This is a genomic window from Desulfosporosinus fructosivorans (assembly GCF_004766045.1).
GTDB classification, from domain to species: domain Bacteria; phylum Bacillota; class Desulfitobacteriia; order Desulfitobacteriales; family Desulfitobacteriaceae; genus Desulfosporosinus; species Desulfosporosinus fructosivorans.
Genome location: NZ_SPQQ01000006.1, coordinates 166,394 through 190,232 on the forward strand (window position 1 = coordinate 166,394; position 23,839 = coordinate 190,232).

Consider the following 23,839-nt stretch of genomic DNA (forward strand, 5'->3'; position numbering starts at 1 on the left):
TGAAGGAGGTGAATGTGATTGAATTTAATCGATAAAGCTGTTTCTTATTTTGCACCAGAAAAAGCACTTAAACGAATAGCTTCAAGGAATGTACTCAAAGTATTAAACACCGGTTATTCAGAAGGAGGGGCATCTTCCACCAAAAAATCAATGAGAGGTTGGAATGCCAGAAGCTCCAGTCCAGAAGAAGATATCGACCTAAACCTTTTTTCGTTGCGAAACCGTTGTCGTGATCTGTATATGAACGCCCCACTTGGGAGAGCTTCGATACAAACGACCAGGACAAATGTCATTGGATCAGGCCTCCTGTTAAAATCGAGAATAGACTTCAAGTATCTTGGGTTATCGGAAGAGGCAGCAGACGAGTGGGAACAGACAGTAGAGAGAGAATTTTCTCTATGGGCTGATTCGGTTCACTGTGATGCACTTAAGATAAATAATTTCTACGAGATGCAACAACTCGCTCAGTTAATGTGGTTACAAAGTGGGGATGGGTTCGCACTCTTAAAGCAAGATAAACCAGTACCGTATATGCCATATGGCCTACGACTGCACCTTATCGAAGCGGATCGAGTCTGCACCCCTAACATCTTTAACAATATCGTAGCGGGAGATATAAACATGTTCGCCGTTGAGGGAACTGCTCCAAATGGAAACAAGGTAATATCCGGAGTGGAAATTGATACTGGAGGTGCGGTGGTTGCTTATCACGTATGCAATCGCTATCCACAATCATTCTACCTTTCAAGCAACATGGCCCCACTTACTTGGTCAAGAGTTGAGGCATTCGGGAAAAGAACCGGTCGGCCCAATGTATTGCATCTCATGGAATCGGAAAGAGCGGAACAACGAAGAGGCGTTCCTTTCTTGGCCCCTGTAATTGAACCGCTTAAACAGCTTACAAGATACACCGAAGCAGAGCTAATGGCGGCGGTTGTTACAGGTATGTTTACGGTATTTGTAAAAAGCGACGGTCCTTCTAGTGAGATGCCTTTTGGATCGATGATACCGGAAGACCAACAGGTTTCCTCAGGAGAACCGGCATCCTATGAACTTGGTAATGGCGCGATCAACATTCTCCAACCTGGTGAAGATGTGCAAATGGCAAACCCAGGAAGACCTAACACTGCTTTTGATGGATTTGTGAATGCTCTATCAAGATACATTGGCGCTGCGCTTGAAATACCTCAAGAGCTATTACAAAAATCCTTTAATGCAAGTTATTCCGCGGCAAGGGCTGCGCTTCTGGAAGCGTGGAAAATGTTTAAGATGCGCCGGACGTGGATGGCACAGGACTTTTGCCAACCTGTGTATGACGAATGGCTTGCCCAAGCGATTGCGCTCGGTAGGGTTAAGGCACCAAGATTTTTCGACGATCCTATTATTCGGAAGGCGTGGAGTGGAGCTGAATGGAACGGTCCCGCGCCAGGGCAGCTTGACCCCCTGAAAGAGATCAATGCCGCTGAAAAAAGAATAAAAAACGGTATTTCCACGAGAGAGCAAGAAACCATGGAGATCAATGGCGGTAACTTTGACAGAAATATTCAGCAAGCTAAGAGGGAGCAGAAGCTGATGAAGGATGCAGGTCTTTTAATAGACCCGATACCTCAAATTCCTCAAAGCAAACCGGAAGGGGGTGATAATAAAAAATGAGTAGATTTTGGCAGTTTATAAGAAATCAAGCATCAGGGACTACTCCTGAAAACATTGAATTGCGCATTGAGGGAAACATCGTTGACAGCGAAGATGCGTGGTTGTATGAGTGGTTTGGAATACCAGCGGCTTCACCAAACGCTTTTCGAATAGAACTTGCACAATATGCTGGGAAAGATATAACCCTTTGGGTTGATAGTTATGGTGGGAGCGTGTTTGCAGCAACTGGTATGTACATCGCTCTTATAGAGCATAAGCAGACCGGCGCAAAGATTACAGGTAAAGTTGGCAGCAAAGCTATGAGCGCTGGAACAATACCGCTTATGGCATGTGATGAAATTTTGATGTCGCTAGTGGCTATTATGATGGTGCACAACCCCTTATCAAGCATACAAGGCTATGCGAGCGATATGAGAAAAGCAGCCGACGTACTTGATATCATAAAAGATACCATCATCAATGCATATGCAAATAAAACAGGAAAGCCACGAGATGTAATTTCTGCAATGATGGATGATGAAACATACATGAGTGCAAACGTTGCAGTTAAAGAAGGGTTTGCTGACGGAGTTCTTTATCAAGAGAATGGAAAACCAGAAAACATCATGAATTTCGCGTACAACAGGATTACCATTCAAAATAGTGCGAATGAATCTATCCGGCATTTATTTGCGCTAGTAGATTCAAGCGTTATTCCAGTAAAAAATAGCAAAGAGGAGGAATTTATTGTGGATCTAGCTGAACTGAAAGAAAAATACCCGGACATTTACAATTCTGCAATCAACGAAGGAACGTTGGTAGTAGTTAAGGCAGAGCGTGAAAGGATCAAAGCCTTTGATGTACTAAATGGCAAGGTTGATGCTGACTTCCTTGCAAACGCGAAGTACGTAGAAGGGGCCACAGCTGAAAACGTACTCTTTAAAGCAATGCAAGAAGGAAAAATAATCAATGCTGCTTATGTAACGAGTGCTGAGGCCGATGCCGAAACGGCTAATGCGGTACCGGGAGATGCTTCTGACGATGCTAAACCGGATGAAGTAACAGGGATCCTCAACAAGGTTACTGCCATAGCCAAAAGAACGCTGGGAATTCAAGAAGGGGGTAAGTAAGATATGCCATTATTAGATACATTGAAGTATGATAACCTTTTTGCCGGTGATTTTGATGTTATTACTGAAGAAATCACCATCGACGTATCTCAGACAATCAAACGTGGGGATGTCTTGAAGAAGACAGCGGGTAAGTTTGGTAGACCAGCGGCCGTTTTGATTACAGCCGATGTTGTCGTGATAGCATCAGAAGATATCACGACAGACGGAGCAACAACAGTCAAGAGCATTGGCTATAAAACGGGATGGTTCAATCAGTTTGCAATGAGATTTGGAGGAGCCTCCACGGCCGATGATAACCACGATATCTTGGCCGAAAAGGCAATTTATCTAACAAAGACTCAAAAACAATAGTCGAAGAAGGAGGGGAATAGTTTCATGCCGATCAACATTTATGATCCTAGAGTAATGGACCAAGTGGTACAAGTATTACCAGCAACGGGTGGATTTTTCAGGGATACTTTTTTTAAACGGAGATTGCCCGTACTTGGTAATAAAATCGATGTAGATTTCTACAAAGGAAAGCGACGCATTTCTCCTTTTGTGAATCCTAAAAGTGCAGCCAAAACCGTTGAAAAGACCGGTTACAAAACCAATACCTTCACAACCCCTTTGCTCAAACCAAAGGACATAACTACCGTCGAAAGCATTTCGGTAAGGATGCCGGGTGAGGGAGTTTATGGTGGCCTTTCTACGGAAGAAAGAGCGCTCATGATGCTCACTAATACTTTACAGGAATTCAACGACATGAATATGCGTAGAGAAGAGTGGATGGCTTCCCGGGCGATGCTTACTGGTAAAATTCCAGTTATCGGCGAAGGTGTAAACTATGAGATTGACTTTGGTTTCACGAACAAAGAAATTCTCGTAGGTGTGAATCTTTGGAGCGCAGGAACTAGCAATCCGCTCGCAGACATAGATCGTTGGGTGCTTGCTTGTCAGCAAAATGGGTACCACACTCCGAATGTTTCCCTAATGTCCTATGATGCGTATAACGCATTTATGATTCAAGTAAAAGCTCAGGGTTTTTTGGATCAATTAAGCACGAACTTGAATGTCCTGCAGCTCAATCCTCGTCAACTAACTGAAAATGTTGTATATGGCGGGATGATCCTGAAGTACAACATGCCGATTTACATCTATAACGAATGGTTTATTGATGATTGGACAAACCCAGAAGTACCAGTCGAAAGTCCGATCGTTCCCGCGGCAACCGTCTTATTGGGATCTACCAATGCCAAAACGACCATTTATTACGGAGAAATCACGCTGACGGATGAGAACACAGCGAGTGGTTTCCGTTCGATCGTCGGTGAAAGAGCTGCTCAGACTTGGGTCGAAAATGATCCTCCTCAAAGGTTCTTGGCTCTGCACAGTCGACCTCTACCCGTTCCACAGGAAGTGGATTCTTGGTATGTTGGAACAGTTCTATAAGGAGGAGAATCTAAATGATTGAAGTTATTGATGGCCAAGTAAGATATGAAAATACTTCATACGGTGTAGGGGAAACTTTAACACTGACGACTGAAGAGGAAAAACGCCTTGTCAGTCGCGGTGTCGCTAAAAGGGTAGGCCAAAAGCAAAAAGGCAAAGCGGATAGCAAAAAAAATCAAGAACCAGATCCAAAGACCGAATCTGACGGACAAGGACCTAATACAGGTATCCCTCTAGAAGGTGAATAAATGTCATTCAAGGATCAATTAACCAAGGACCTAGATGTTTTCCTTAATACTGATGAGTTCGCAGAGCTCCATGCCATAAACGGTGTGGAGCTTGTCTGTACGGTAGACAATGACCAGCTAAAAGAACGCTCAAAAAAGGAATACGACGGGATTGCTGCCGGAGAATTATTATTCTTTGTCAAGAAGGCTGATTACGGGATCCGGCCAGAAGAGGGAACACCAGTAATCTTTGACGGCCGACAGATGTATGTTTTCAATGCTCGTGAGGATACAGGAATGTATGAAATCATTCTCAGCCAGAACCGGGGTGGTTAATCGTGGCAAACAGAGAAATATTTGTTGATACTAGACAAGTAAACCGTTTAACCATTGAGTTAAGGGGATTCGAGGCAAGGGTCGGAGTAGCAACCTATCATGCGTTGCAACGTACAATTGACCAAACTATTACTCAGGTTGGGCGAATTGTGCCAAGAGCCTATGCTATCAAAGCTAAAGAGGTTAAGGAAAGCTTTGCAGGTGGTATCAAGCGCCCAACTTCCAGCAATCTGACGGCAAGTATAACGTCAAAAGGACATACACTCTCGTTGGCACATTTTCCTTTCACTCCAAGGGCACCGGGTGGATCGAGACGTAGAGGGAAAGTAGCAGTTACTATCAAAAAAAGCGGGGGTAAAAAAGTAGTCAACACGAACCCTCTACCCTTCGTCGCTACGACTGGCGCAAGATCGGCAGACTTGACACAGTTCAACGTATTTCGTCGCGAAGGTCGAGCCCGTTTCCCGATCACGGTACCCAGGACACTATCAATCCCGCAAATGATCACCAATGAAAATGTTGGTGAACAAATTCAGGAGTTTGCAACAGAGAAGCTCAATGCCCGACTTGAGCATGAAATAACTCGGGCCATGACTTCAATGAGCGACTCTATAAGAAGGGGTAATTAGATTATGTCCACTATTGCTACCCTTGAGGTGTTACGAGAATTCCTTTTAGAAAAAGTAACTCCAACAATTAAACTACAAAAGGCCAACGACACTAATATTAGAGAGTATGAACTCGTCAGTCCTCAGGTCCATATTGGATGGATCCCGCCAAAGGGATATCTTACTGAAGGAATGGAGTCCACGATTCCATGTCTTATAGTGGGTATGGAGGATGGCAGTGACGATGGACAGAGCTCAGATATTAACATAAGAATCAGCGCTGCTATCTTTAGTCCCGGACTTCATGAACCGAAAGGCGATAGGGTGAAATATACTCCTGATTTTCAGGGATATATCGACTTAATGAACCTCATAGATCGAACAAAGGCCGAACTTCTGAAGAACCCAATTATCAAAAACTCCTTTTCTGTCCAAGAATCGGTTAAGTGGGGAATGTATCAAGACCAGCCCTATCCTTATTGGTACGGATGGATAACATTTTCCATAAAGAAACAAGCTTACTCGCGTTCAGAGATACTAAAAAACTTATAGTGAGGTGATCTACTTGTACCAACACGGTGCGTTTGCCGACATACTAGCAACCAAGGATTATATTCCGCCAAAAGGGGTAAGCACGCTCCCAGTGTACTTTGGACGCTTGCCAGTACATCAACTTGAAGATTATAGCGGGGCGGTCAATAAAGCGGTATTGGTCCAGAGTTATCAGGATGCCGTGGCCAAAGTCGGTTACAATGACGCTGATTGGGTTAATTATGACCTCTGTGAAGCCATATATGCACACTTCAGAAACGATATACAGGTTATCGGGCCCATTATCATAGTTAACGTCCTTGATCCTGATATCCATGTCTTGGCTGATCAAACAGCCTCAGTTGCCCTGACGAATAGCAAGGGATACATCAGTAATAACAAAGTAATCGTGAAATCTATTGCCATTGCAGGTAAGGTAAAGGGGACTGATTTCACGGCAAGCTATATCCCGGATGGCAGTAAAGTATTAATTACGGACCTAACAGGAGCCATTGTTTCCCCAGTCACAGTAACCTTCGATGAGGTTGATCCAAGTCTAGCAGATGCGGCTTCTGTAATTGGCGGAACTGATGTAAACGGAGTGAAAACAGGTATCAGTGTTGTTGATTTGGTATACCTAACCCACAACATGATCCCCACCCTGTTCAATTCTCCTGGTTGGAGCTTTGACCCTGATGTTGATGCAGCACTAAAGGTGGCAGCACAGAAGATCAATGGACACTGGTACGCTTTCGTTAACTCCGACATGGATTCCACTGCTACAACCAATACCATTACTAAGGCGCAAGCTTGGAAGGATACTAACGGCTACGATAGCCACCTAGAGGCCCCATGTTGGCCAATGGCTCAGAATGGAACCCGTAAATTCCACCTTTCTACTCTTGCGACCGTGACCATGCAATGGGTCGATTATCAAAACGACAACGTGCCCTGTGAAACACCGTCGAATAAGCCGGTTGACGTGACCGGGATGTGCCTCGCGGATGGCACGAGTATCGTCTTTGACCAAATGCAGGCCAACGTACTCAACAGCAAGGGAATACGCACTCTATCATACTGGGGCGGGCGCTGGGTACTCTGGGGTGGACATACTGGAGAATATGCATACGGGAAGGACATGGACAAAGCGAACGTGTTTGACTGCGGTGTGAGGATGCTGCAATATATCGCGAATACCTTCCAATCACGGTACGGGATCATAGTTGACAAGCCTATAAATCGTTCTAAAGTTGAGACGATCCTCAATGATTACCAAGAGTGGTTTGATACCCTGATCGGGCAAGGTAAAATCTTGCTCGGGAAGATTGCTTTCAATGAGATCAGTAACCCTACGTCAGATATCGTTGAAGGAGATTTTGTCTTTGATGTGGCCACAACGACAACGCCACCAGGTAAATCCTTGACGGCCAAAATTACGTACACTACTGCTGGATTAAGCGTTCTGTTTGGGGGTGAATCGGCATGATTGTATCTGGAAGTGTAATAGCACATAAGCTTCTCGCCGACAACGTTGAGATCGAGGACAATGTATCTTGCGAATTGCCATCAATCGAATTTGGCACGACGGAAGTTAAGGGCGCGGGTATCTTAGGAACGGTTGACATGCCGTCTCCAACACAAATCAATGCCATGAGTTTTAAGATTAGTTCGCGGTCCATAAACAAAAAAACCTCCGCACTTGCAAAGACGGGTAAGCAAAGCCTTGAACTGCGGTTTGCTCGGGATGTCATCCAGTCAGATGGAACCGTAATCCCTGCAAGTACGAAAATCTTTATTACCGGGGTAGTAAAAAAATATGAGCCCGGTAAAGTCGAGCAAGGAGCCACTATGGATGGCAGTGTGGAATTTGAAGTGTTGCGATATCGCCAGGTGATTGAAGGCGTGGAAACGTTATTAATCGATAAATTCAATTACCAATACGTAGTTAACGGTGTTGACTACATGCAGGCAATCAGAGCGATTCTTGGTTAACAAGAGTCGCTTTCTTTTTAAAAATAACATAGATGGAGGAAGAGGACATGGCAGAGGTTTTAAAGTTATCTAAACCACTTAAGATTTTCGGTGCAAACGAAGACATAGAGCTGTCCGAATTACCTTATGATTTTGAAAACATGACAGCTAAGGACAAGATAAATGTCGGCAAGAAAATGAAAGCAGCTGGAATACCAACGATCATGGAAGAAATGGACTCGGATTATCATTTTTATCTCTTTGCTGAGGCCGTGTGCGTCGCGGATCGCAGTATTAGCACTGACGACGTACTAAGAATTAGCGCGAAAGACGCGCAGAAAGCATCCAATCTAGCAAGAAGTTTTTTCTTCTTCAGTTTGGGGGAGTTGTCACAGATGATGCAATAAAGAGGTCAATTGCTAGAGTTACCTTGCTGACATCTACTTCGGCGGAATATTGCTACAATATCCCCCTAGTCGATTATGCTGATTTTAACCAAATACTCATAGAAGAATTAAATCGTTTGAGAAAGGAGGGCAATAATGGCAAGTAGGCAGGAACTAAGAGCACTCATAACGATAGCCGGCCGCATAGATCCATCCCTGCAAAGTGCAATGCTACGTGCATCAGGTGAGAGTATGCGGCTTTCAAACAACCTTAGAAACTCTGCTAATGGACTGAATAGAGTTTCAACGATAGCGCAGGGAACATTTTTAGGAGCTATAGCAGCAGAGGGGCTTTCGTTCATAGCTTCTCGGGTAGCGGGAGTTGCAGCCGAAAGCGTTAAACTGGCCTCCGATCTGACTGAAGTACAGAACGTTGTGGATACCACTTTTGGAAAGAGTTCTAATCAGATTGATGCATGGTCCAAAACAGCCTTAAGCGCATACGGCCTTTCTGAGCTTCAAGCAAAGCAATTTTCGGGCACTATGGGAGCCATGCTAAAAAGTACGGGTATTACCGGTGAAGGCATGGTCAAGATGTCTAAAAACCTAGCTGGATTGTCGGGCGACTTGGCTAGTTTTTATAATCTTGATCAAGAAACTGCGTTTGAGAAAATCCGTTCTGGCATCAGCGGTGAAACTGAACCCCTCAAACAGCTTGGTATTAATATGTCGGTGGCAAACATGGAAGCATATGCAATGTCTCAAGGCATCAAGACATCTTATGCAAAGATGGATCAAGCCTCTCAGAGCATTCTTAGATACAATTACCTTCTTTCTGTTTCCAAAGATGCTCAGGGAGATTTTAATAGGACTCAGGGAGGTTTCGCCAACCAGCAAAGGCTTTTTGATACAAATATGAAGCAATTGGGAGCGACGGTGGCCACTCAGGTATTACCATATTTAACACAGTTCCTCCAGTATGCAAATAAATGGGCACAAAACGTAGATGTCGGTAAAGTGACGAAGGATGTCGCAAATGCGTTTACCATTATGGGTGACGGGATCCGATGGGCAAAGGATAACTCGAATTGGTTGATTCCTGCGGTTGCAGGAGTTGCAGGGTCCATGGCGGCTCTTGAAATAATTGGAACAGTAACAAAATTATATCGGGCTTGGACGGCCACGACTTTTGCTATGACATGGGCTCAATACGGATTTAATGCCGCCATGACTGCTAACCCAATTGGATTAGTAGTTGTTGGAATCGGGCTTCTAGTGGCAGCTGGTGTTGCTCTTTGGCAAAACTGGGACTGGGTGATGGCAAAGGGTAAAGAACTCTTCGCGTGGATCGGTAAGGTAGCGGAACCCATTAAGAACTTCTTTGGCGGAGGTTATCAAAGTAATTCGACACTTGCCTACGAGCAACTAACCCCTTATGCATCCGGAGGTATTGCTTCCAGTCCCTCAATATTCGGTGAAGCAGGGGAAGAAATGGCCATTCCCTTACAACGTACTCCACGAAGTCTAGGTCTATTGCAACAAACAGCCAGCATTCTAGGAGTCGGAGGATCAAACTCAAGCGGTTCCAAAAATGAGGTGAATATTACCTATGCCCCCGTCATCCAAGGTGGAAGCGGACCTGAGGTCCAAAGCGCCTTGAATACCTCATACGAGCAATTCAAAGTATGGGCTGAAGAATACTTCGGAGATAAAGGAAGGGTTGCTTTTGAATAACCCATATTTCGTTTATACAACCAAAGCGGGTGACACCTTTGACATTCTTGCTCTCGATGCGTGGAACGACGAAACAAAAGCTCATTGGATTATCCAAGACAATCCGGATTATGTAAACGTGCTCGTATTTGAAGCTGGAGTAGATTTAAAAATTAGAGTCGTGGATCCATCGGCAGCGTCAACACTACCGCCATGGAAAAGGTGATAGTTTATGCAATTAATTTACGAGAGTGAAGACATTACCAATGCTGTTGAAATTCGTAAGGCTGATCTAATTGACAATGCTGGAGGGGAACTAGACAGCATTGATTTGATTCTCAATGATCCCAAAGGTCTATGGAGTCAGTGGAAACCTGAAAAGAATCACACCATTCAGATTAAAGAATCTGGATTCGACAGCGGTATCATGTACACTGATGAATTAGGACAGCAGCGAGGCCTTATCAGTATCAAAGCATTACCAGTTAAACAAGAGGCCAAGACTCCTAATATCAAGTCCTGGGACAATGTAAGATTCCTCGGATTAGTCCGGGAGATTGCCTCAAAGCACAGCCTTACGCTTCAAACATACGGTGTACAGGATCAACTTTACACGAGAGTAGACCAGTACGAGCAGGCAGATTTTGAATTTTTGTCTAGGCGTTGCCTTCTGGAAAGCTGTGCCCTTAAGATCACCGATGGGAAACTTATTGTCTACGGTGAGCAGTACATGGAATCCCAAACAGCAGTCAAATCATTGACCCCCGACGATATAGACGGGGACTTTTTATTTAAGAATAAATCAAACCAAATCTTTGGTGCGTGCAAAGTCTCTCATAAGGGCGTTCAATATGAATTCAAAGCTCCCGGAGCATACGGGCCAACACTTAAAGCGTTTGATATTGCCTTGGGAAGCTTGGGTGAGGCGGAACGCACATCCAAGGGACTTCTCCGTGCTAAAAATAAATTTGAACAGACCTTTTCCGGAGTTATTAGACTCGAGCCGGGAATTGCTTCCGGCAATGTTCTTGCCTTGAATAATTTCGGTCTTGCAGATGGCAATTATTTTGCCTATCAGATTATCCACAAGTTGGTTCAAAAGCGGACCATAGCAAAGCTAAGGAAACCACTGGAGGGGTATTAATGGTACTTAGGGGGATAGTCTCAAGTATTGGAATAGAGGGCACTAGAGCTACCTTCCCGGACAAAGAGAACGCAGTGTCAGCCCCTCTATTAGTGGCCGTCGGCGTTGGAACTCTTGAAATAGGTGATTACATCGTTGTGGTGTTCTTTTCAGATAATATGCAAGACGGCCTAATCTTGGCCAAATATTAGGCGGTGAAATGACATGCCTATTGCAGTATTCGGAAGCAAAGTTTTCGAAATAACGGACTCAAAAATATATACCTTTGATGGTCTGCAGTATACCACTACACTTGATACTGAAAAGCAAGACGCAGAAGGAAAGAAACCCAGTACCTACAACAAGGGCCCTGGATTAAATGGACTGAACTTTACTCTAAAACTCGACGCAACACAAGGAGTAAACCCACGTCATGAAATGGAATCATGGGAGCAAATCAAGGACGCAGGCGTTGCCTATCAATTTATTCTTGGGAGAAGCCCTCTTGGATGGAATAAGTGGCTTCTGGTAGATGTCCAAGGTTCAAACATAGTCATGGATAATCTCGGGAATATGCTTAAGTTAGACTTGCAACTAAAGTTGGATGAGTATGTTCGTCCTGGTTCGGCTGCAGTTGCAGCGGCGAAAGCTAATGGATCTGGCGGACCGAAGACATCAAGTGTTCCAGGGCTGACTCCTTCTGATTATGGTGGTACCTATGGCCCAGAAGATAAGTCAGACTATAAGCGAGAAAACCCCACAATGGTGTCTATGTCAGAATACAATAGATCAAGATTTCTAGGGGGGTAATTAACTGTGCCGCAAACAATTTATACTTCCCAAGGCAACTTAGACTGGACAGCAAAAGGGAGTCAACGTAAAGCCCAGAATGTACTAAATCTCCTTAACACTTGGCGATATGACGTAGCTTATAACCGTATCATGGGATTGAATCCAGCGATGATTGATAAACCTTACCCAACTATTGTGGCGTTGTTTACTGCAGATGTTTATCGACTTGTGCAGGACTATCAACCTGACGTAACGGTTACAAGCGTGACCGTAAAAGGAATTAATGAGCAAGGGAAAATTGACGCAGAGGTGGTGATAGAAGTTTGAGTGAGATCAATTTTGTTGAAGTAGATGCTGCACAGATCCAGGCAGATATGATTAGACAGTTTGAACAAGTTCTAGGAGAAAACCTTTATCCTGCTGATGAGCGCCTTATGTTTCTACAACAGGAAACGCAGGTGGTTGTTGGTCTGAAAAACTTAATCAATGACAGCGCACGGCAGAATCTTCTCAGGTATGCCCGTGGCGATGTTCTTGATGCTCTTGGTGAGCTTTATGGAGATCGGGGAAAAAGGTTAAGCGCACAAAGCGCAATTACTACGCTGAAGATAACTCTATCAGTAATCCAACCATCAAACTATCTTATACGAGCAGGGAAAAGAGTTACCCCTGATGGTATGTTATATTATGCGACATCCTCGGATGTTACGATCTTAGCCGGTCAGCTTACAGCAGAAGTAAAGGGAATAGCTACGGAGGTTGGATCTCAATACAATGGATATATCGCTGGGCAAATAAAAACCATGGTGGACCCAATTCCCTATGTATTAAGTATAGTCAATACGGATACGAGTTCTGGTGGAACCGATATTGAGGGCGATGATAATTACCGAGAAAGACTCAGAATTCTTCCAGAGTCTCTCTCTACAGCAGGTCCTGAAGGGGCCTATATTTTTTGGGCAAAGAGTGCTGATAGTACAATTATAGACGTGGCCGTGGATAGTCCATCACCTTGTGTTGTCAGGATCGTACCACTGCTCGAAGAGGGTGGCATTCCTAGCCAAAGCATTTTAGATGCAGTTTTAGCGATCACTTCTGCAAAAGATAAGCGGCCATTAACAGATCAAGTTCAAGTTGAAGCTCCTACTGTTGTTTCCTACGATATTGCCCTAACCTATTATCTTGACGAGAAGCTCAGTGCGGATGAGATTAAATATCGCCAAGCAATAGAAGGAGAAAAGCTTGATGTAGGCGTTGATAGCGCAGTATATGAGTATATATCTTGGCAACAAAGTGAACTTGGGATTTCGGTTAGTCCAGATATGCTTAGATATTTCATTCAAAGTGCGGCCCAGTATCAGCAAAGTAGCATTACTAAAACAGCCGTCAAAAGAATTGCCTTGACTTCTCCAGTGTATGCTGACATTACATCAACTCAGGTAGCTAAAGTCGGTACCATAACAGTTGCGTATGGAGGTCTTGAGTGATGGATTTAAGCGATGTCGATTTACTAAGCCTCCAAAGTAGCTACATGAAAAACGACCCGACAACGATTGCTTTTTGTCGGGCGCTTAGTCCTCAGTTCCAACAACTATCTGGTGAGGCTAAAAAGTGTTCAATCCTGGCCCGATTGAATCAGATAAAATGGGCTACGATCTCTCCAGGGTTAGTAGTTAAGGTGTTTGCACCTGAAATTACAAACGAGCAGGTGCTTGACGAATTAGCTTGGCAACTAAATATTAAGTGGTACGACCCTTCGGTCGATATAGCCACGAAACAACAAATAGTTCGTAGCGCAATAATAGTTCACATGTATAAAGGAACGCCCTATGCAGTGGAGCAGATCATTCAGACGTATTTTGGAGACGGTGAAGTTCAAGAGTGGTTTGATTACGGAGGAGAACCAGGTATGTTTAAGGTTTTGACAACTAACCCTTCTGTAACAGCAGATTTAGCTAATCAATTCACTACGGTGCTTAATTCAGTTAAGAATATGCGCTCCCATCTTGAAGTGATCTTAATATCCCTGTCTGGTCAACTAGATATATATTTTGGCGGTGCGGTTCATACAGGAGATTTCATAGAAACTAGGCAGGTGGGCTAACATGAGTGTTTTTGGAGGATTATTATTTACAACTGTTGGTCGTAATTTACAAGCGAAAGCACAGGCGGGTGCACAACTGAATTTCACACGGATAGCAATCGGTGATGGTGACTTGGGCGGAACATCTATCGCGGATCTTACGACATTAAAACATCAGATAAAATCACTGAGTATTACTAAACTTAAAACCATGGCGGGTGGAAACGCTGTAGTTGGAACAGCCTTCTCAAATCAAGATGTTACTGAGGGCTTCTACTGGAAGGAGCTTGGAGTCTATGCCCAGGATCCAGACCTTGGCGAGGTGCTTTACTGCTACGGGAACGCCGATGCCAGCGCAGAGTATATTCCGTCCTCGGGCGGAGCTGACATTCTTGAAAAGAGCATTGATGTAGTGACTATCATAGGGAATGCATCTAATGTCTCTGCGACCATTGACACTTCATTAACCTTTACGACTATTCAGGATTTCAATAGTCACACTGGAAACAATGTGATTCACGTTTCTCAGACTGACAGGGACACATGGAATGCAAAAGAAACACCTGTTGGAGCTCAGACTAAGGCGAACGCGGCTGAGGCTAATTCAAAAGTGTATACCGATTTACAAATAGCTTCTATTCCCGCGGCAGATCCAGGCATTCCTAGTGGGGCCATTGTCATGTGGTCTGGTTCCATTGCTTCAATACCAAGTGGTTGGGCTATATGCAATGGCGCTAATGGTACACCTAACTTAGTTAATAGATTTATTGTTGGTGCAGGTTCAACATATAACATGGGTAGTACAGGTGGTACGAGTACTAATGATATTAGTCACACCCATACTGCTTCAGGCTCGTCTGGCTATGCTGGAAGTCACAGCCATAGTTATTCAAGTGCAACTGGAAGCCCTAGTGATACTCATGGTGGAGATGCTGGAGCACAAGATTACTTTGCGTCAACATCTCATACCCACTCAGTTTCAGGGACGACTAATTCAGACGGAAGTCATAATCATAGTGTTTCTGTGACTGTAAATAGTGGAGGGGTGACCACATTAGAAAATAGACCCCTTTACTACGCTTTAGCGTACATTATGAAACTTTAAAGAGAGATCTTTGGAGGAATATTTTGTAGCCAGCGATCAACTGGAGGTGCTTATTTTGGGTTTAGCAAAACTATTATCTGATCTTGCGGGGACCCCAGTTCCTCAATTTTTAAAACGAGATGGATTGTCTTACGAAGCTATCAAAGGCGCTAACGGGGCAATGGACGTTAACCTTAAGGATGCAGGGGGAGGGGTGAATGCCCTTGCTGTAAATTCTGATGGTAGCGTGAATACTAAACTTACAGGGAGATTAGTCAATGAGCCTTTTACAGGATCTACGACGGTTACCCATACATTCACCAAACCAATGCGGGAGTTTTTTATTAGTAATGATGGTGACTCGAATTTGACGATTACCATTAACAATATGACTTTTACGGTATACCCATTTACGAGTTTTGACGAAGCATTTGAGCCGTTTACTTTTGTCAATATCACTACTGAAGGTCCCTATCAGGCGTGGGGGAGGGCTTGAGATGAGTTTAACACGGAGGGCAGTACCTGGAGGAGGTATTATTACTATTGCACCACGTAAATCCCTTCAAAAATCTGCAGCCAGATATGTATTGCCAGGCACGGATGATCAGGAAACATTAAACGACATCATTCAAGATATTCACAGTAATCCTAACGCCTCATTTGGTAATTGGATGGTACCAAAAATACAATTATTAGATGGTGACATTAATATTTCTGGTTCTGTTCATGTGAAGGATTCTTCGTACATTGAAGGTAGTGGATATAATACTAGGTTTTTTTTACAAAGTGGTTCTAGATGTGACATGCTAGTTAGCGATAATTATGATAGCGGCATTGTCTATTTTCCAACGTTGAAAGAATTTAGAGTAGATGGTAACCACGATAATAACAGGGACCAAGATTTTTGGGGGATTAAAATTAAATCACAAGAATTCGAGTTTTGCCATTTAATCGTTGAGAATTGTCATAGTGGAATTAAGCTTGATGGCGAAGGAACGTATGGTGGTTATTTTAGAGATGGCTTTGTAAAGAATAATCATGCTAAAGGTATGGTCGCTGGTGGAGATACTACTATAACGGGCACTAGTTTCGGCGATAATGCTAAATCAGAAGAAGTTCTATGGAACTGGGATGCCTGTGGTTTACTGATCAATGGTTGGAATACTCAAGTCGTTGGTAATAATCATTTTGCAGCGAATAGAACTGATATAGTAGGAAACTGGGCTGCTTATGCTTTAATACAAGGGAATATTTTTGAAGCCGGTTTATGGGAAAACATAGTAATGCAAGGGAGAGCTTGGGGGTATTTAATAAATAACAATAGGTTTGGAGGTAGACGAAATACATTATCTGATACTAGTAGAAGTAGTATTAAATTCAAGGACATTGACGCGAGTGAAAAAGCTTTTGGAAATCAGATTTGCAACAATTCCTTTACAGTCTATGAAAGTGGCGATTGTGGTTACAACTACTGCGTTGAAGAATCAACTAATTGTGATAATAATTTGATTACGAATAATACTTTCATAAATGGGTATACACAAGCAAACCCTGTTTTAAAAGTTGGTGAAAACACTCAAGTGTCTATGAATATAATATGATCAAATAACTTTTTGGTAAATAAGACGCCTTAGGTGAGGTGTTATGCCTAAAAATGAAAGGATGAGGCGGGTGGGGGATCAAGATTGTTGAGTATTAGAATTGGAAAGCGCTTATATCAAGTTTATTTTACCGCTAACGAGCGGTTATTTTTATGCCCGGGAATCTAAGTCTGAAAAGCGGAGAGGTGACCGCGAAGTAGGGCACCCTGGGCTTATGTATTTATAAGTAGAAATGAAGGGGAGGGAGACTGATGTGCTAATGGCTGAACAACAAGATGTACTAATGGACATTCGTGAGCGCCTAGTGCGGGTAGAAACAAAACTCGACAACCACAACGGCATCCGGGAAAGGCTTGATACAGTGGAAGACAGAGCAATCGAAAACGAATCCAGATCAAAGTCAAACTGTCATCGAATTGATAAGCTCGAGGAAAATAACACCTGGCTCTGGCGCACTGTTGTTGGGGCTATTATTGCTGCAGCGATCGGGGCGTTGGCTATTTTCAGATAGGGAGGAGAGAGGAAAAATGGATAAGCCAAACATCACATGGATCGGATCACCAAACCACAATGATCCAAAGGGTTATAAAATGATTGCCATCGTAGACCACATTATGGCCGGGACATTAATAGGCACAGACTCATGGTTTTTAAATCCAGCGAGTAAGGCCAGTTCTCATTTTGGAGTAGGTAAGAATGGCGATATCCATCAATACGTCGACCTGAAATACCCGGCATGGGCAAACGGCATTGCGAATAAACCCGATTGGCCTTTGTACTCCGGAGTTAATCCAAACTATTACACCATTTCTATCGAACACGAGGGCTATAGCGGAGATGTAATGACCGAAGCGCAGTATCAGTCAACTCTAGCTCTGCATCGGTGGTTAGTGGCAGAGCTGGGGATCCCGGTGACTCGGGACAATATCATCGGGCATTACCGGATTGACTCGGTTAATAAGTCCAATTGCCCAGGTTCAGGATTTCCGTGGGATCGACTATTTGAGGATTTGAAAGGGGAGAGCGACGTGTTGGATGTAGCAGTTTTATTAAATACCAAGGATGATTTCTGGGCCGGTGTGGATGTGGCTGTTAAGAATGGTAATTGCGCGGTATTTGTGCGAGGAGAGGATCGGTCCGTACCGAAGGATGCTAAGAGCGTTGAGAAGTTATTCGTGATCGGCGGGGCAACGGTGGGGCACCCAAACGAGGTGTTGCTGAGTGGGAACGACAAGTATGACACAGCTGCAGCTGTAAAGCGATATCTAGGATAATTTGCTCCCGACATTAATGCCGTTAGCAAATCGGCAAGCGCTTGCCAAAATGAAAGAGGGGGAATTAAACGTGGACGTATTTTTATCGTATCTCCAGAGTTACTGGGGAATAATCCTGTTCGCACTCTGCTTCATAATCTATCTGATCTCTCAGGGTAAGACCAAAGCAACTCAGATCATTCTATCGTTGATGCTCCGGGCAGAGAAAGAAGCAGAGGATCTGATGCTCAAAAATGGAGATCAAAAGTTTATTTTTGTGGTCGACCGAGGGTACCAGTTATTGCCCGCGAACGTCCGATTGTTTATTACTCACAAAATGTTTGAAGATATGGCCAATACACTTTACTCCCGAGCTAAGAATTATCTATCGGGATTAAACACGACTGACGAGAATAAGCCAAAGCAGGAAGAAATCCAAGAGAGCAAAATTACTGACCCGGGATAAAGTAATCAGACATAACAAAAGGCCTCTCTCCTTGATTGGAGGGAGCCCTTTTGTTCATTATAAGGTTTAACGCATTCTTTACATAAAGTTAATCGAGAGACAACAAATAGGGAGTATGATCAATGTATAGCAAGAACACGTACGTTTACGGTTGAAATATAGACCAACTTCTCATGCCTTTCCCTCCTAGTGAAGTGCTGGAGAGGGATTCCCTGCATATGACGAAGCGTCTCTCCTTAATTGGAGGGAGGCTTTTTTGCGTTATAGACAGGTTTCCCCTAATTTCGCGATAAAGTTATGAGATGATAGGGGTATATTGAGTTAATATGGCAGTGACCCATTTATATTATTAATCTAATTACTAAAATATGGAGGAGCTGTATGGTATGATAGATGATAATAAAGCGCCAGTAATAACATTTATTAATATGAAGGGCGGGGTTGGGAAGACAACCTTGTGCATAGGTATAGGTGAATATTTAGCAAATGAGTTGGGGAAAAAGGTTTTAATAATAGATATTGATCCGCAGTTTAATGCCACCCAATCTTTACTGGATAAATATGAGTTAGTAGACGAATATTTATCCACTTTCCGCACAGAAAAAACAATTAGGAAGCTGTTCGCAACTACCACAAATGTATACCAAAGGAATGTTCACATAGGAAAAGAAGAAGTGATTCATGAATTTAACGATAATTTACATATGGTCTTTGGAGATATAAATTTAATTTTTGATAACAATACAATGGATAACACAAGAATAAAACGAGTCCAAAAGTTTATTACTAGTAATTTCTTAAAAGATATATACGATTACATACTAATAGATTCTCCTCCAACTATATCAATGTATACTGATGCGTCAATAGTTGCTTCAGATTATTATGTAGTTCCCGTTAAAATAGACAAATATTCAATATTAGGTCTAACGAATCTTATAACAGTAATTAGTAATTTAAAGGCAGAAGCGGAATTAGATATTAGACCACTTGGCGTAATATACACTAACTTAGATGATAACTTAACTCAGAAAACTCAAGCATTAAAAGACGAATTTGAATCAGTGGAAAACATAGGAGAATTATACGTTTTTCAAAATGGGACAACTTATGTTAGAGATTTGCAAGTCGGAGGGAAAGGAAATATAGCATCACACTATAAAAAATCGAGAGAAGACATAGCACTTATTTGCGAGGAATTGGAAGCCATATTAAGGAGTGAATCATAGTGCAAATTGAAAATGAAAATGATCTCAGAAATAGACTGATTGAATTAAATAGGAAAAAGAATAGTGTGGAGATGGTTATTGGAACAAATATATCCATATTATTTTCAAAAGAAATTTTCAAAAAAAATTCAGATATTGAAGACTACTTAAAAAAAGTTTTTGAAATGACTTATTTACCATATGTAATGAAGTCTAGGAGCCTAATAGGGGCTAGACTTACTAAAACAATTTATAATTATGATAAAGAAAATTTGAGTATAATGCTTAAAAGACTATTTGATTATTTCGATTTTAACTTAGAAAACAAAAGTCAATCAGAAATGAGTAAAGAAAAGCCATCTATTTCAAAGTGGATACAAGGTATAAGAAATGGAAAATAATATATTGACACATGATCCGTTCAACGTAAAAAATGTTCTAGATGTTTTCAGGGAAGAATTTAATTATATAAAAAATGAAGGATTAGTAAATGATTTTATTTGTATCTTAAAAAAAGTGATCTTTTTCGATTTAACAATTAAGGAGTCAAATTTACAACACAAACGCTATTTTAACAGTATAATTTACGATTCGCTTAATGCTATAATTTCTATTTGTAATAGTAATGAAAGATATTCCTATTTTGATTTACGATCATTAATTGAAAATAGTCTTCGTGTAATTTTACGATTAGAAGATGGTGATGATATGAGTATCACAAATTTGTTTTCAAAATTTGATGAATCAAAATTAGGTAATTATCAATTAATTAGAAATTATTATTCTTCAGCATGTGATTATGTTCATAATAATATCAGGGCAGATTTGCCTGTCACTAGTAGTTATGTAGAGTTGAAAAATAGTCATTTAACCGAAGAAAAGATGCTTCAAAGAAGCAGAGATTTAGTACAGCTAATTTCAGAAATAACTTATATTGTTTTAGTGGTTTATGATGAAGAAATCAACCATGTTTTTTATAGGAAAAGTACATCACTAAAATTTCTTGTCTCGGAAAGGATATATAGACGATTAAGTGAATTGGATACTTTTAAACAGGAAGCTTAAAGGGGGATGTACAAACATATGAAAATCCTCTTAACCCCCATCACACTCCTAGCCCACTTCGAGCTCGACGGTACACCTCACCCGATCCACTTCAAGATCGCCGACAAGGAGATCAAGATCGGGCACGTAGTCTCAGTAACCGAAGAGAAACTTGCCGGTAATAAGATGCTGATCTTCAAGTGCCAGAGTATACCCAAAACTTACCTGTACTAATTCGCTCATCTTAAGCTATAATAAGAACAAACGTTCTTATTAGGGGCGACTGTACGTATGAAAGTAGTGGCGGAATTAATTGAGATGGTCTGCTGGTTTGATCTAAACGGTAAACCTCACCCAGTGCGATTTCGGCATAAGGACAGTGTCGTGAGAGTCCAACAGGTTATCCACACAACTGAAGAAAAGCTCGCCGGCAATCGTATGCTGTGCTTTCGCTGCCAAAGCGAAGTAGATGGAGCCATGAAGGTGTTTGAGTTGAAGTATGAGCTGCAGACTTGCAAATGGATGTTGTGGAAGATGTAAGTATTAAGATTAGGACGAAGGTGGTAATAAAACCGCCTTCGTCCTTTTACTCAGTAAACTCTTGATTGCCCTAATCAATCTTAATAAGGCTCTAATGATTCGGTCGATAATTCCGGGGGGAACTGGTTTGGGAGGCATAAAAACATTCCTCCTTCATTAAATATAGGAGAGCCCCTGCCGACTCTCCTTTCTTAGAAGTGAACTGCCTGTTATCGCATCTGATATATCTTATGTTTGCTTGTCCAAAAATGTTACGAATCTTGTGGGGGAGCTGCTGGAGCATAAAAAAGACGCCGGGTGTTAACCGGCGCTTTGTCACACTTTAACGGACAGGGACATATAGTGTAGTGCGGTGGTTAGGAAAATATTTTTGGCGATAAGCAGAAACCCGGTATGGCGAGCCGGGCTTCTGCTTTTTTAGCGTTTGTTTTTACCTAACTCTAATTCATGCACCCGGGCAGTCAGGAGTTGATTTTTCTCTATGAGGGCATCAATCTTGGCGGCATACTCATCCTTGAGCTTAGTAGTAGCTTCCAGAACTCGATTATTCGCTTCAACGCCGGCCGCATGTATTTGTAGGTCAGCCATTTTTTGTGCAGAAACCAATTCCGCGGCGTGAGATTTCTCCAGGTTTGCAATAGTCTGCTCTTTAGCTTCGACGGCCCGCTGGCTTTGATCTAACTTGATTTGTAGCCCACTAAGCCTTGATTCTTCATCGATAAGCTGTGTCCGTAGCTTCTTAATCTCTGTCTCCATTTCAGAGACAGTTCCGATCCGGGCCTCAAGGGATTCCGTTTTGTCGGTAAGCAGGGTAATCGTAGTTAAATTTGACTTATTGACAACTTCGAGTTCGTTATTTCGCTCGGTTAACTCCTTCATTTGCTCTTGGATTTCAGCCAACTCCAGCCGGGCCTTGTCGCGTTCTTCTTCCGCCTGTTGTCGGCTACGCTCAACTTGGGCGACAACACTTTGATGCAGATGCTTCTCTTGGTCAATACGCTCAGTAAAGTTTTCCTTCAGGTCATGAAGTTTCTGAACCATGTTAGTAAAAATGGATTCAGCGTGGGAGAGGTGATAACGTAGTTGCTGCATATCTTCAGTCTGCTCGGCGTCACTGCCGGCCATTAAATTCGTCTTGAATTGCGTGACCATAGCTGCGAATAGTTCCTTATTGTTGAGGCCGGTTGCCTTTAGTAGCTCGTCAACGGATCCCGTGATGTCGTTTGTTGTTTTTACTGAGTAGGAATCTGGCTTAATATCCTTTTCGTCGGACATAATTCATTCCCCCTTCACAATAGGTATACTATTAACCCTCTATTCATGCGTGGTTTACCAATGTCTACCGGTAAACCTTTTGTATACCATTATTATAACACCAATATTTGTTAACTGCAAGAGTCTTGATAAGTCAATAGGCATAAAAAAGACGCCGGCAATTAAGTCGGCGCTTGTCACACCTTATGGGACAGGGGCATATAGTATAGTGGGGCGGATCGTAGAGGTCGTTGGTTGTGGTATCGGTTATTTTGATATCCCGTTTACAGAAACCCGGTGTGTGGGGCGGCACCGGGTTTCTGCTTTTAAGGAGAGCTTAACTGCTCTCCTTTTTGGTTGCTGCTATCTTAATCTCATGGACATTTTTCTCGATCTGACTCACTGACTCGATCAGCCTAGCGTTTGCCTGTTCTACTCCGTTACGGACGACAGTATATTGGAGATCATGAATGCGTCGCGCACAGGATCATCTTTTAATTTAAAAGCCTCTGAGTGATTCTTGAGGCCCAATTAACATTTCATTAATGAAGTAGTTTAGCAACTTGTGGGTATGTTTTAGCAGTATCAATATTTGCACCAGAAAAAAATAGATCGACATTTGCAACTCCATATTTTACAGTAAGCACTATTACGCTATCATCTTTTTTTCGTCCGCCAAATGCTGCGCCTGCGAGTAGTCCAATTCCTCCAGTAAGTGCACCGCCTATAATTGCGCCTGCAGCAGCTTTCCCAGCACTTCTGTGGCTAGCTTTTTCAAGAGTAAGACCAACTATATCAGATAATGGAATTTCCAATAGGGGCCTAATGCCAGCATTAAGGATAAGCTTACCTTCTGAGGAGCCAAGCCCTAAGGTACTAGGGCCACTCAGCTCCGGATGACCACCTAAGTATTTTACCTGAACAAGTGTAAGCTGTTTTTTAAGATTATCAAGAAATCCCATTTTATCAATCTCCTATTCGATATCTTATAGTAAATATTAATTCCACAATCATATATAGTTTCCTGCCATCCGACAGAATTAATTGTTTTGTGACAAATAGAAGGACCCCAGCAGCAATGCAGGGGTCTTTCTTAATAATCATACCAAATGTAATCTACTTTTTCCCCAACGGCGCGGGCGATCTTCTGAGCTGTTGTCAAATAAATGTCTTTCCTATCATTTATAATTTTACTAATATCATTTTGGGAGATTCCTGTTAATTTAGATAGATCATTTTGGGTCATATTTTTTTTATGCATTATTAATTCTAATCGATTCATTCTCATCACCGATGTTAGGAATTCAACAAACACTGTGTAATCCCTGCGAGAAAAGTGGTATATAAGTAAATATATGGGTACGCATATAAATTGTGTCGTAAATAGGTTATATTAATCGTAGAATAGGTACTTTTTCGGTAG

General features: G+C 42.4%; 33 protein-coding genes. 30 read left to right on the forward strand and 3 right to left on the reverse strand.

Features of this window, described 5'->3' with window-relative positions:
• Positions 1-18: 18 nt before the first annotated feature.
• From E4K67_RS17420 to E4K67_RS17565, 30 genes are all read left to right on the forward strand, one after another.
• A complete protein-coding gene (locus E4K67_RS17420; protein WP_135548949.1) occupies positions 19-1,653 on the forward strand; it encodes a phage portal protein in 1,635 nt (544 codons plus the stop codon).
• On the forward strand, positions 1,650-2,762 hold the full coding sequence (locus E4K67_RS17425; protein ID WP_135548950.1) for a head maturation protease, ClpP-related: 1,113 nt from the start codon (positions 1,650-1,652) through the stop codon (positions 2,760-2,762). Before E4K67_RS17420 ends, E4K67_RS17425 begins: the two co-directional genes overlap by 4 nt.
• Positions 2,763-2,765: 3 nt before the next feature.
• Positions 2,766-3,116 (forward strand): hypothetical protein, encoded by a 351-nt coding sequence (locus E4K67_RS17430; RefSeq protein WP_135548952.1) that lies wholly within the window; start codon positions 2,766-2,768, stop codon positions 3,114-3,116.
• A 24-nt stretch (positions 3,117-3,140) separates the two neighbouring features.
• Positions 3,141-4,196 (forward strand): major capsid protein, encoded by a 1,056-nt coding sequence (locus E4K67_RS17435; protein WP_135548954.1) that lies wholly within the window; start codon positions 3,141-3,143, stop codon positions 4,194-4,196.
• Positions 4,197-4,210: 14 nt separating this feature from the next.
• On the forward strand, positions 4,211-4,444 hold the full coding sequence (locus tag E4K67_RS17440) for a hypothetical protein (protein WP_135548956.1): 234 nt from the start codon (positions 4,211-4,213) through the stop codon (positions 4,442-4,444).
• Positions 4,445-4,759: a hypothetical protein gene (locus E4K67_RS17445; protein WP_135548958.1), complete on the forward strand. Its 315-nt coding sequence runs from the start codon at positions 4,445-4,447 to the stop codon at positions 4,757-4,759.
• A gap of 2 nt (positions 4,760-4,761) precedes the next feature.
• Positions 4,762-5,388: a phage tail protein gene (locus E4K67_RS17450; protein WP_135548960.1), complete on the forward strand. Its 627-nt coding sequence runs from the start codon at positions 4,762-4,764 to the stop codon at positions 5,386-5,388.
• Between the two features lie 3 nt (positions 5,389-5,391).
• Positions 5,392-5,919: a hypothetical protein gene (locus E4K67_RS17455; RefSeq protein WP_135548962.1), complete on the forward strand. Its 528-nt coding sequence runs from the start codon at positions 5,392-5,394 to the stop codon at positions 5,917-5,919.
• A 4-nt stretch (positions 5,920-5,923) separates the two neighbouring features.
• On the forward strand, positions 5,924-7,384 hold the full coding sequence (locus E4K67_RS17460; protein WP_243454528.1) for a phage tail sheath protein: 1,461 nt from the start codon (positions 5,924-5,926) through the stop codon (positions 7,382-7,384).
• On the forward strand, positions 7,381-7,890 hold the full coding sequence (locus E4K67_RS17465; protein WP_135548966.1) for a phage major tail tube protein: 510 nt from the start codon (positions 7,381-7,383) through the stop codon (positions 7,888-7,890). Before E4K67_RS17460 ends, E4K67_RS17465 begins: the two co-directional genes overlap by 4 nt.
• A gap of 47 nt (positions 7,891-7,937) precedes the next feature.
• A complete protein-coding gene (locus E4K67_RS17470; RefSeq protein ID WP_135548968.1) occupies positions 7,938-8,276 on the forward strand; it encodes a hypothetical protein in 339 nt (112 codons plus the stop codon).
• A 135-nt stretch (positions 8,277-8,411) separates the two neighbouring features.
• Positions 8,412-9,989: a phage tail tape measure protein gene (locus E4K67_RS17475; RefSeq protein WP_135548969.1), complete on the forward strand. Its 1,578-nt coding sequence runs from the start codon at positions 8,412-8,414 to the stop codon at positions 9,987-9,989.
• Complete coding sequence (locus E4K67_RS17480; RefSeq protein WP_135548971.1) at positions 9,982-10,194, forward strand: LysM domain-containing protein; 213 nt, start codon at positions 9,982-9,984, stop codon at positions 10,192-10,194. The genes E4K67_RS17475 and E4K67_RS17480 overlap by 8 nt, the downstream gene beginning before the upstream one ends.
• Before the next feature lie 6 nt (positions 10,195-10,200).
• On the forward strand, positions 10,201-11,112 hold the full coding sequence (locus E4K67_RS17485; protein WP_135548973.1) for a phage late control D family protein: 912 nt from the start codon (positions 10,201-10,203) through the stop codon (positions 11,110-11,112).
• Positions 11,112-11,303: a hypothetical protein gene (locus E4K67_RS17490; RefSeq protein WP_135548975.1), complete on the forward strand. Its 192-nt coding sequence runs from the start codon at positions 11,112-11,114 to the stop codon at positions 11,301-11,303. Before E4K67_RS17485 ends, E4K67_RS17490 begins: the two co-directional genes overlap by 1 nt.
• Before the next feature lie 13 nt (positions 11,304-11,316).
• Positions 11,317-11,901 (forward strand): phage tail protein, encoded by a 585-nt coding sequence (locus E4K67_RS17495; RefSeq protein ID WP_135548977.1) that lies wholly within the window; start codon positions 11,317-11,319, stop codon positions 11,899-11,901.
• Between the two features lie 6 nt (positions 11,902-11,907).
• Positions 11,908-12,210, forward strand: a complete 303-nt coding sequence (locus E4K67_RS17500) for a hypothetical protein (protein WP_135548979.1) — start codon at positions 11,908-11,910, stop codon at positions 12,208-12,210.
• A complete protein-coding gene (locus E4K67_RS17505; protein WP_135548981.1) occupies positions 12,207-13,370 on the forward strand; it encodes a baseplate assembly protein in 1,164 nt (387 codons plus the stop codon). The genes E4K67_RS17500 and E4K67_RS17505 overlap by 4 nt, the downstream gene beginning before the upstream one ends.
• Positions 13,370-13,987 carry a phage tail protein I gene (locus tag E4K67_RS17510; protein WP_135549368.1) on the forward strand — a complete coding sequence of 206 codons (618 nt, stop codon included), beginning with the start codon at positions 13,370-13,372 and terminating at the stop codon, positions 13,985-13,987. The genes E4K67_RS17505 and E4K67_RS17510 overlap by 1 nt, the downstream gene beginning before the upstream one ends.
• A 1-nt stretch (position 13,988) precedes the next feature.
• Complete coding sequence (locus tag E4K67_RS17515) at positions 13,989-15,071, forward strand: phage tail-collar fiber domain-containing protein (protein WP_135548983.1); 1,083 nt, start codon at positions 13,989-13,991, stop codon at positions 15,069-15,071.
• 55 nt (positions 15,072-15,126) lie between these two features.
• Positions 15,127-15,546 (forward strand): hypothetical protein, encoded by a 420-nt coding sequence (locus tag E4K67_RS17520; protein ID WP_135548985.1) that lies wholly within the window; start codon positions 15,127-15,129, stop codon positions 15,544-15,546.
• A 1-nt stretch (position 15,547) separates the two neighbouring features.
• Complete coding sequence (locus E4K67_RS17525; RefSeq protein ID WP_135548987.1) at positions 15,548-16,651, forward strand: right-handed parallel beta-helix repeat-containing protein; 1,104 nt, start codon at positions 15,548-15,550, stop codon at positions 16,649-16,651.
• Positions 16,652-16,910: 259 nt separating this feature from the next.
• Positions 16,911-17,162 (forward strand): hemolysin XhlA family protein, encoded by a 252-nt coding sequence (locus tag E4K67_RS17530; RefSeq protein WP_135549370.1) that lies wholly within the window; start codon positions 16,911-16,913, stop codon positions 17,160-17,162.
• A gap of 16 nt (positions 17,163-17,178) precedes the next feature.
• Positions 17,179-17,925, forward strand: coding sequence for an N-acetylmuramoyl-L-alanine amidase (locus E4K67_RS17535; RefSeq protein WP_135548989.1), 747 nt, complete (start codon positions 17,179-17,181; stop codon positions 17,923-17,925).
• Positions 17,926-17,995: 70 nt separating this feature from the next.
• The gene (locus E4K67_RS17540) at positions 17,996-18,370 is read left to right on the forward strand and encodes a hypothetical protein (RefSeq protein WP_135548991.1); all 375 of its coding nucleotides are present in this window, start codon (positions 17,996-17,998) and stop codon (positions 18,368-18,370) included.
• 386 nt (positions 18,371-18,756) lie between these two features.
• Positions 18,757-19,599, forward strand: a complete 843-nt coding sequence (locus E4K67_RS17545) for a ParA family protein (protein ID WP_135548993.1) — start codon at positions 18,757-18,759, stop codon at positions 19,597-19,599.
• Positions 19,599-19,979 (forward strand): hypothetical protein, encoded by a 381-nt coding sequence (locus tag E4K67_RS17550; RefSeq protein ID WP_135548995.1) that lies wholly within the window; start codon positions 19,599-19,601, stop codon positions 19,977-19,979. Before E4K67_RS17545 ends, E4K67_RS17550 begins: the two co-directional genes overlap by 1 nt.
• On the forward strand, positions 19,969-20,643 hold the full coding sequence (locus E4K67_RS17555; RefSeq protein WP_135548997.1) for a hypothetical protein: 675 nt from the start codon (positions 19,969-19,971) through the stop codon (positions 20,641-20,643). Before E4K67_RS17550 ends, E4K67_RS17555 begins: the two co-directional genes overlap by 11 nt.
• 18 nt (positions 20,644-20,661) lie before the next feature.
• Positions 20,662-20,856 (forward strand): hypothetical protein, encoded by a 195-nt coding sequence (locus E4K67_RS17560; RefSeq protein WP_135548999.1) that lies wholly within the window; start codon positions 20,662-20,664, stop codon positions 20,854-20,856.
• A 57-nt stretch (positions 20,857-20,913) separates the two neighbouring features.
• Positions 20,914-21,162 (forward strand): hypothetical protein, encoded by a 249-nt coding sequence (locus E4K67_RS17565; RefSeq protein ID WP_135549001.1) that lies wholly within the window; start codon positions 20,914-20,916, stop codon positions 21,160-21,162.
• A 417-nt stretch (positions 21,163-21,579) separates the two neighbouring features.
• On the opposite strand, the gene E4K67_RS17570 is transcribed toward E4K67_RS17565, so the two are convergent.
• From E4K67_RS17570 to E4K67_RS31575, 3 genes are all read right to left on the reverse strand, one after another.
• Positions 21,580-22,437: a hypothetical protein gene (locus E4K67_RS17570; protein WP_135549004.1), complete on the reverse strand. Its 858-nt coding sequence runs from the start codon at positions 22,435-22,437 to the stop codon at positions 21,580-21,582.
• Between the two features lie 521 nt (positions 22,438-22,958).
• A complete protein-coding gene (locus tag E4K67_RS17580; protein WP_135549008.1) occupies positions 22,959-23,378 on the reverse strand; it encodes a hypothetical protein in 420 nt (139 codons plus the stop codon).
• 131 nt (positions 23,379-23,509) lie between these two features.
• On the reverse strand, positions 23,510-23,704 hold the full coding sequence (locus tag E4K67_RS31575; protein ID WP_135549010.1) for a helix-turn-helix transcriptional regulator: 195 nt from the start codon (positions 23,702-23,704) through the stop codon (positions 23,510-23,512).
• Between the last annotated feature and the right edge of the window lie 135 nt (positions 23,705-23,839).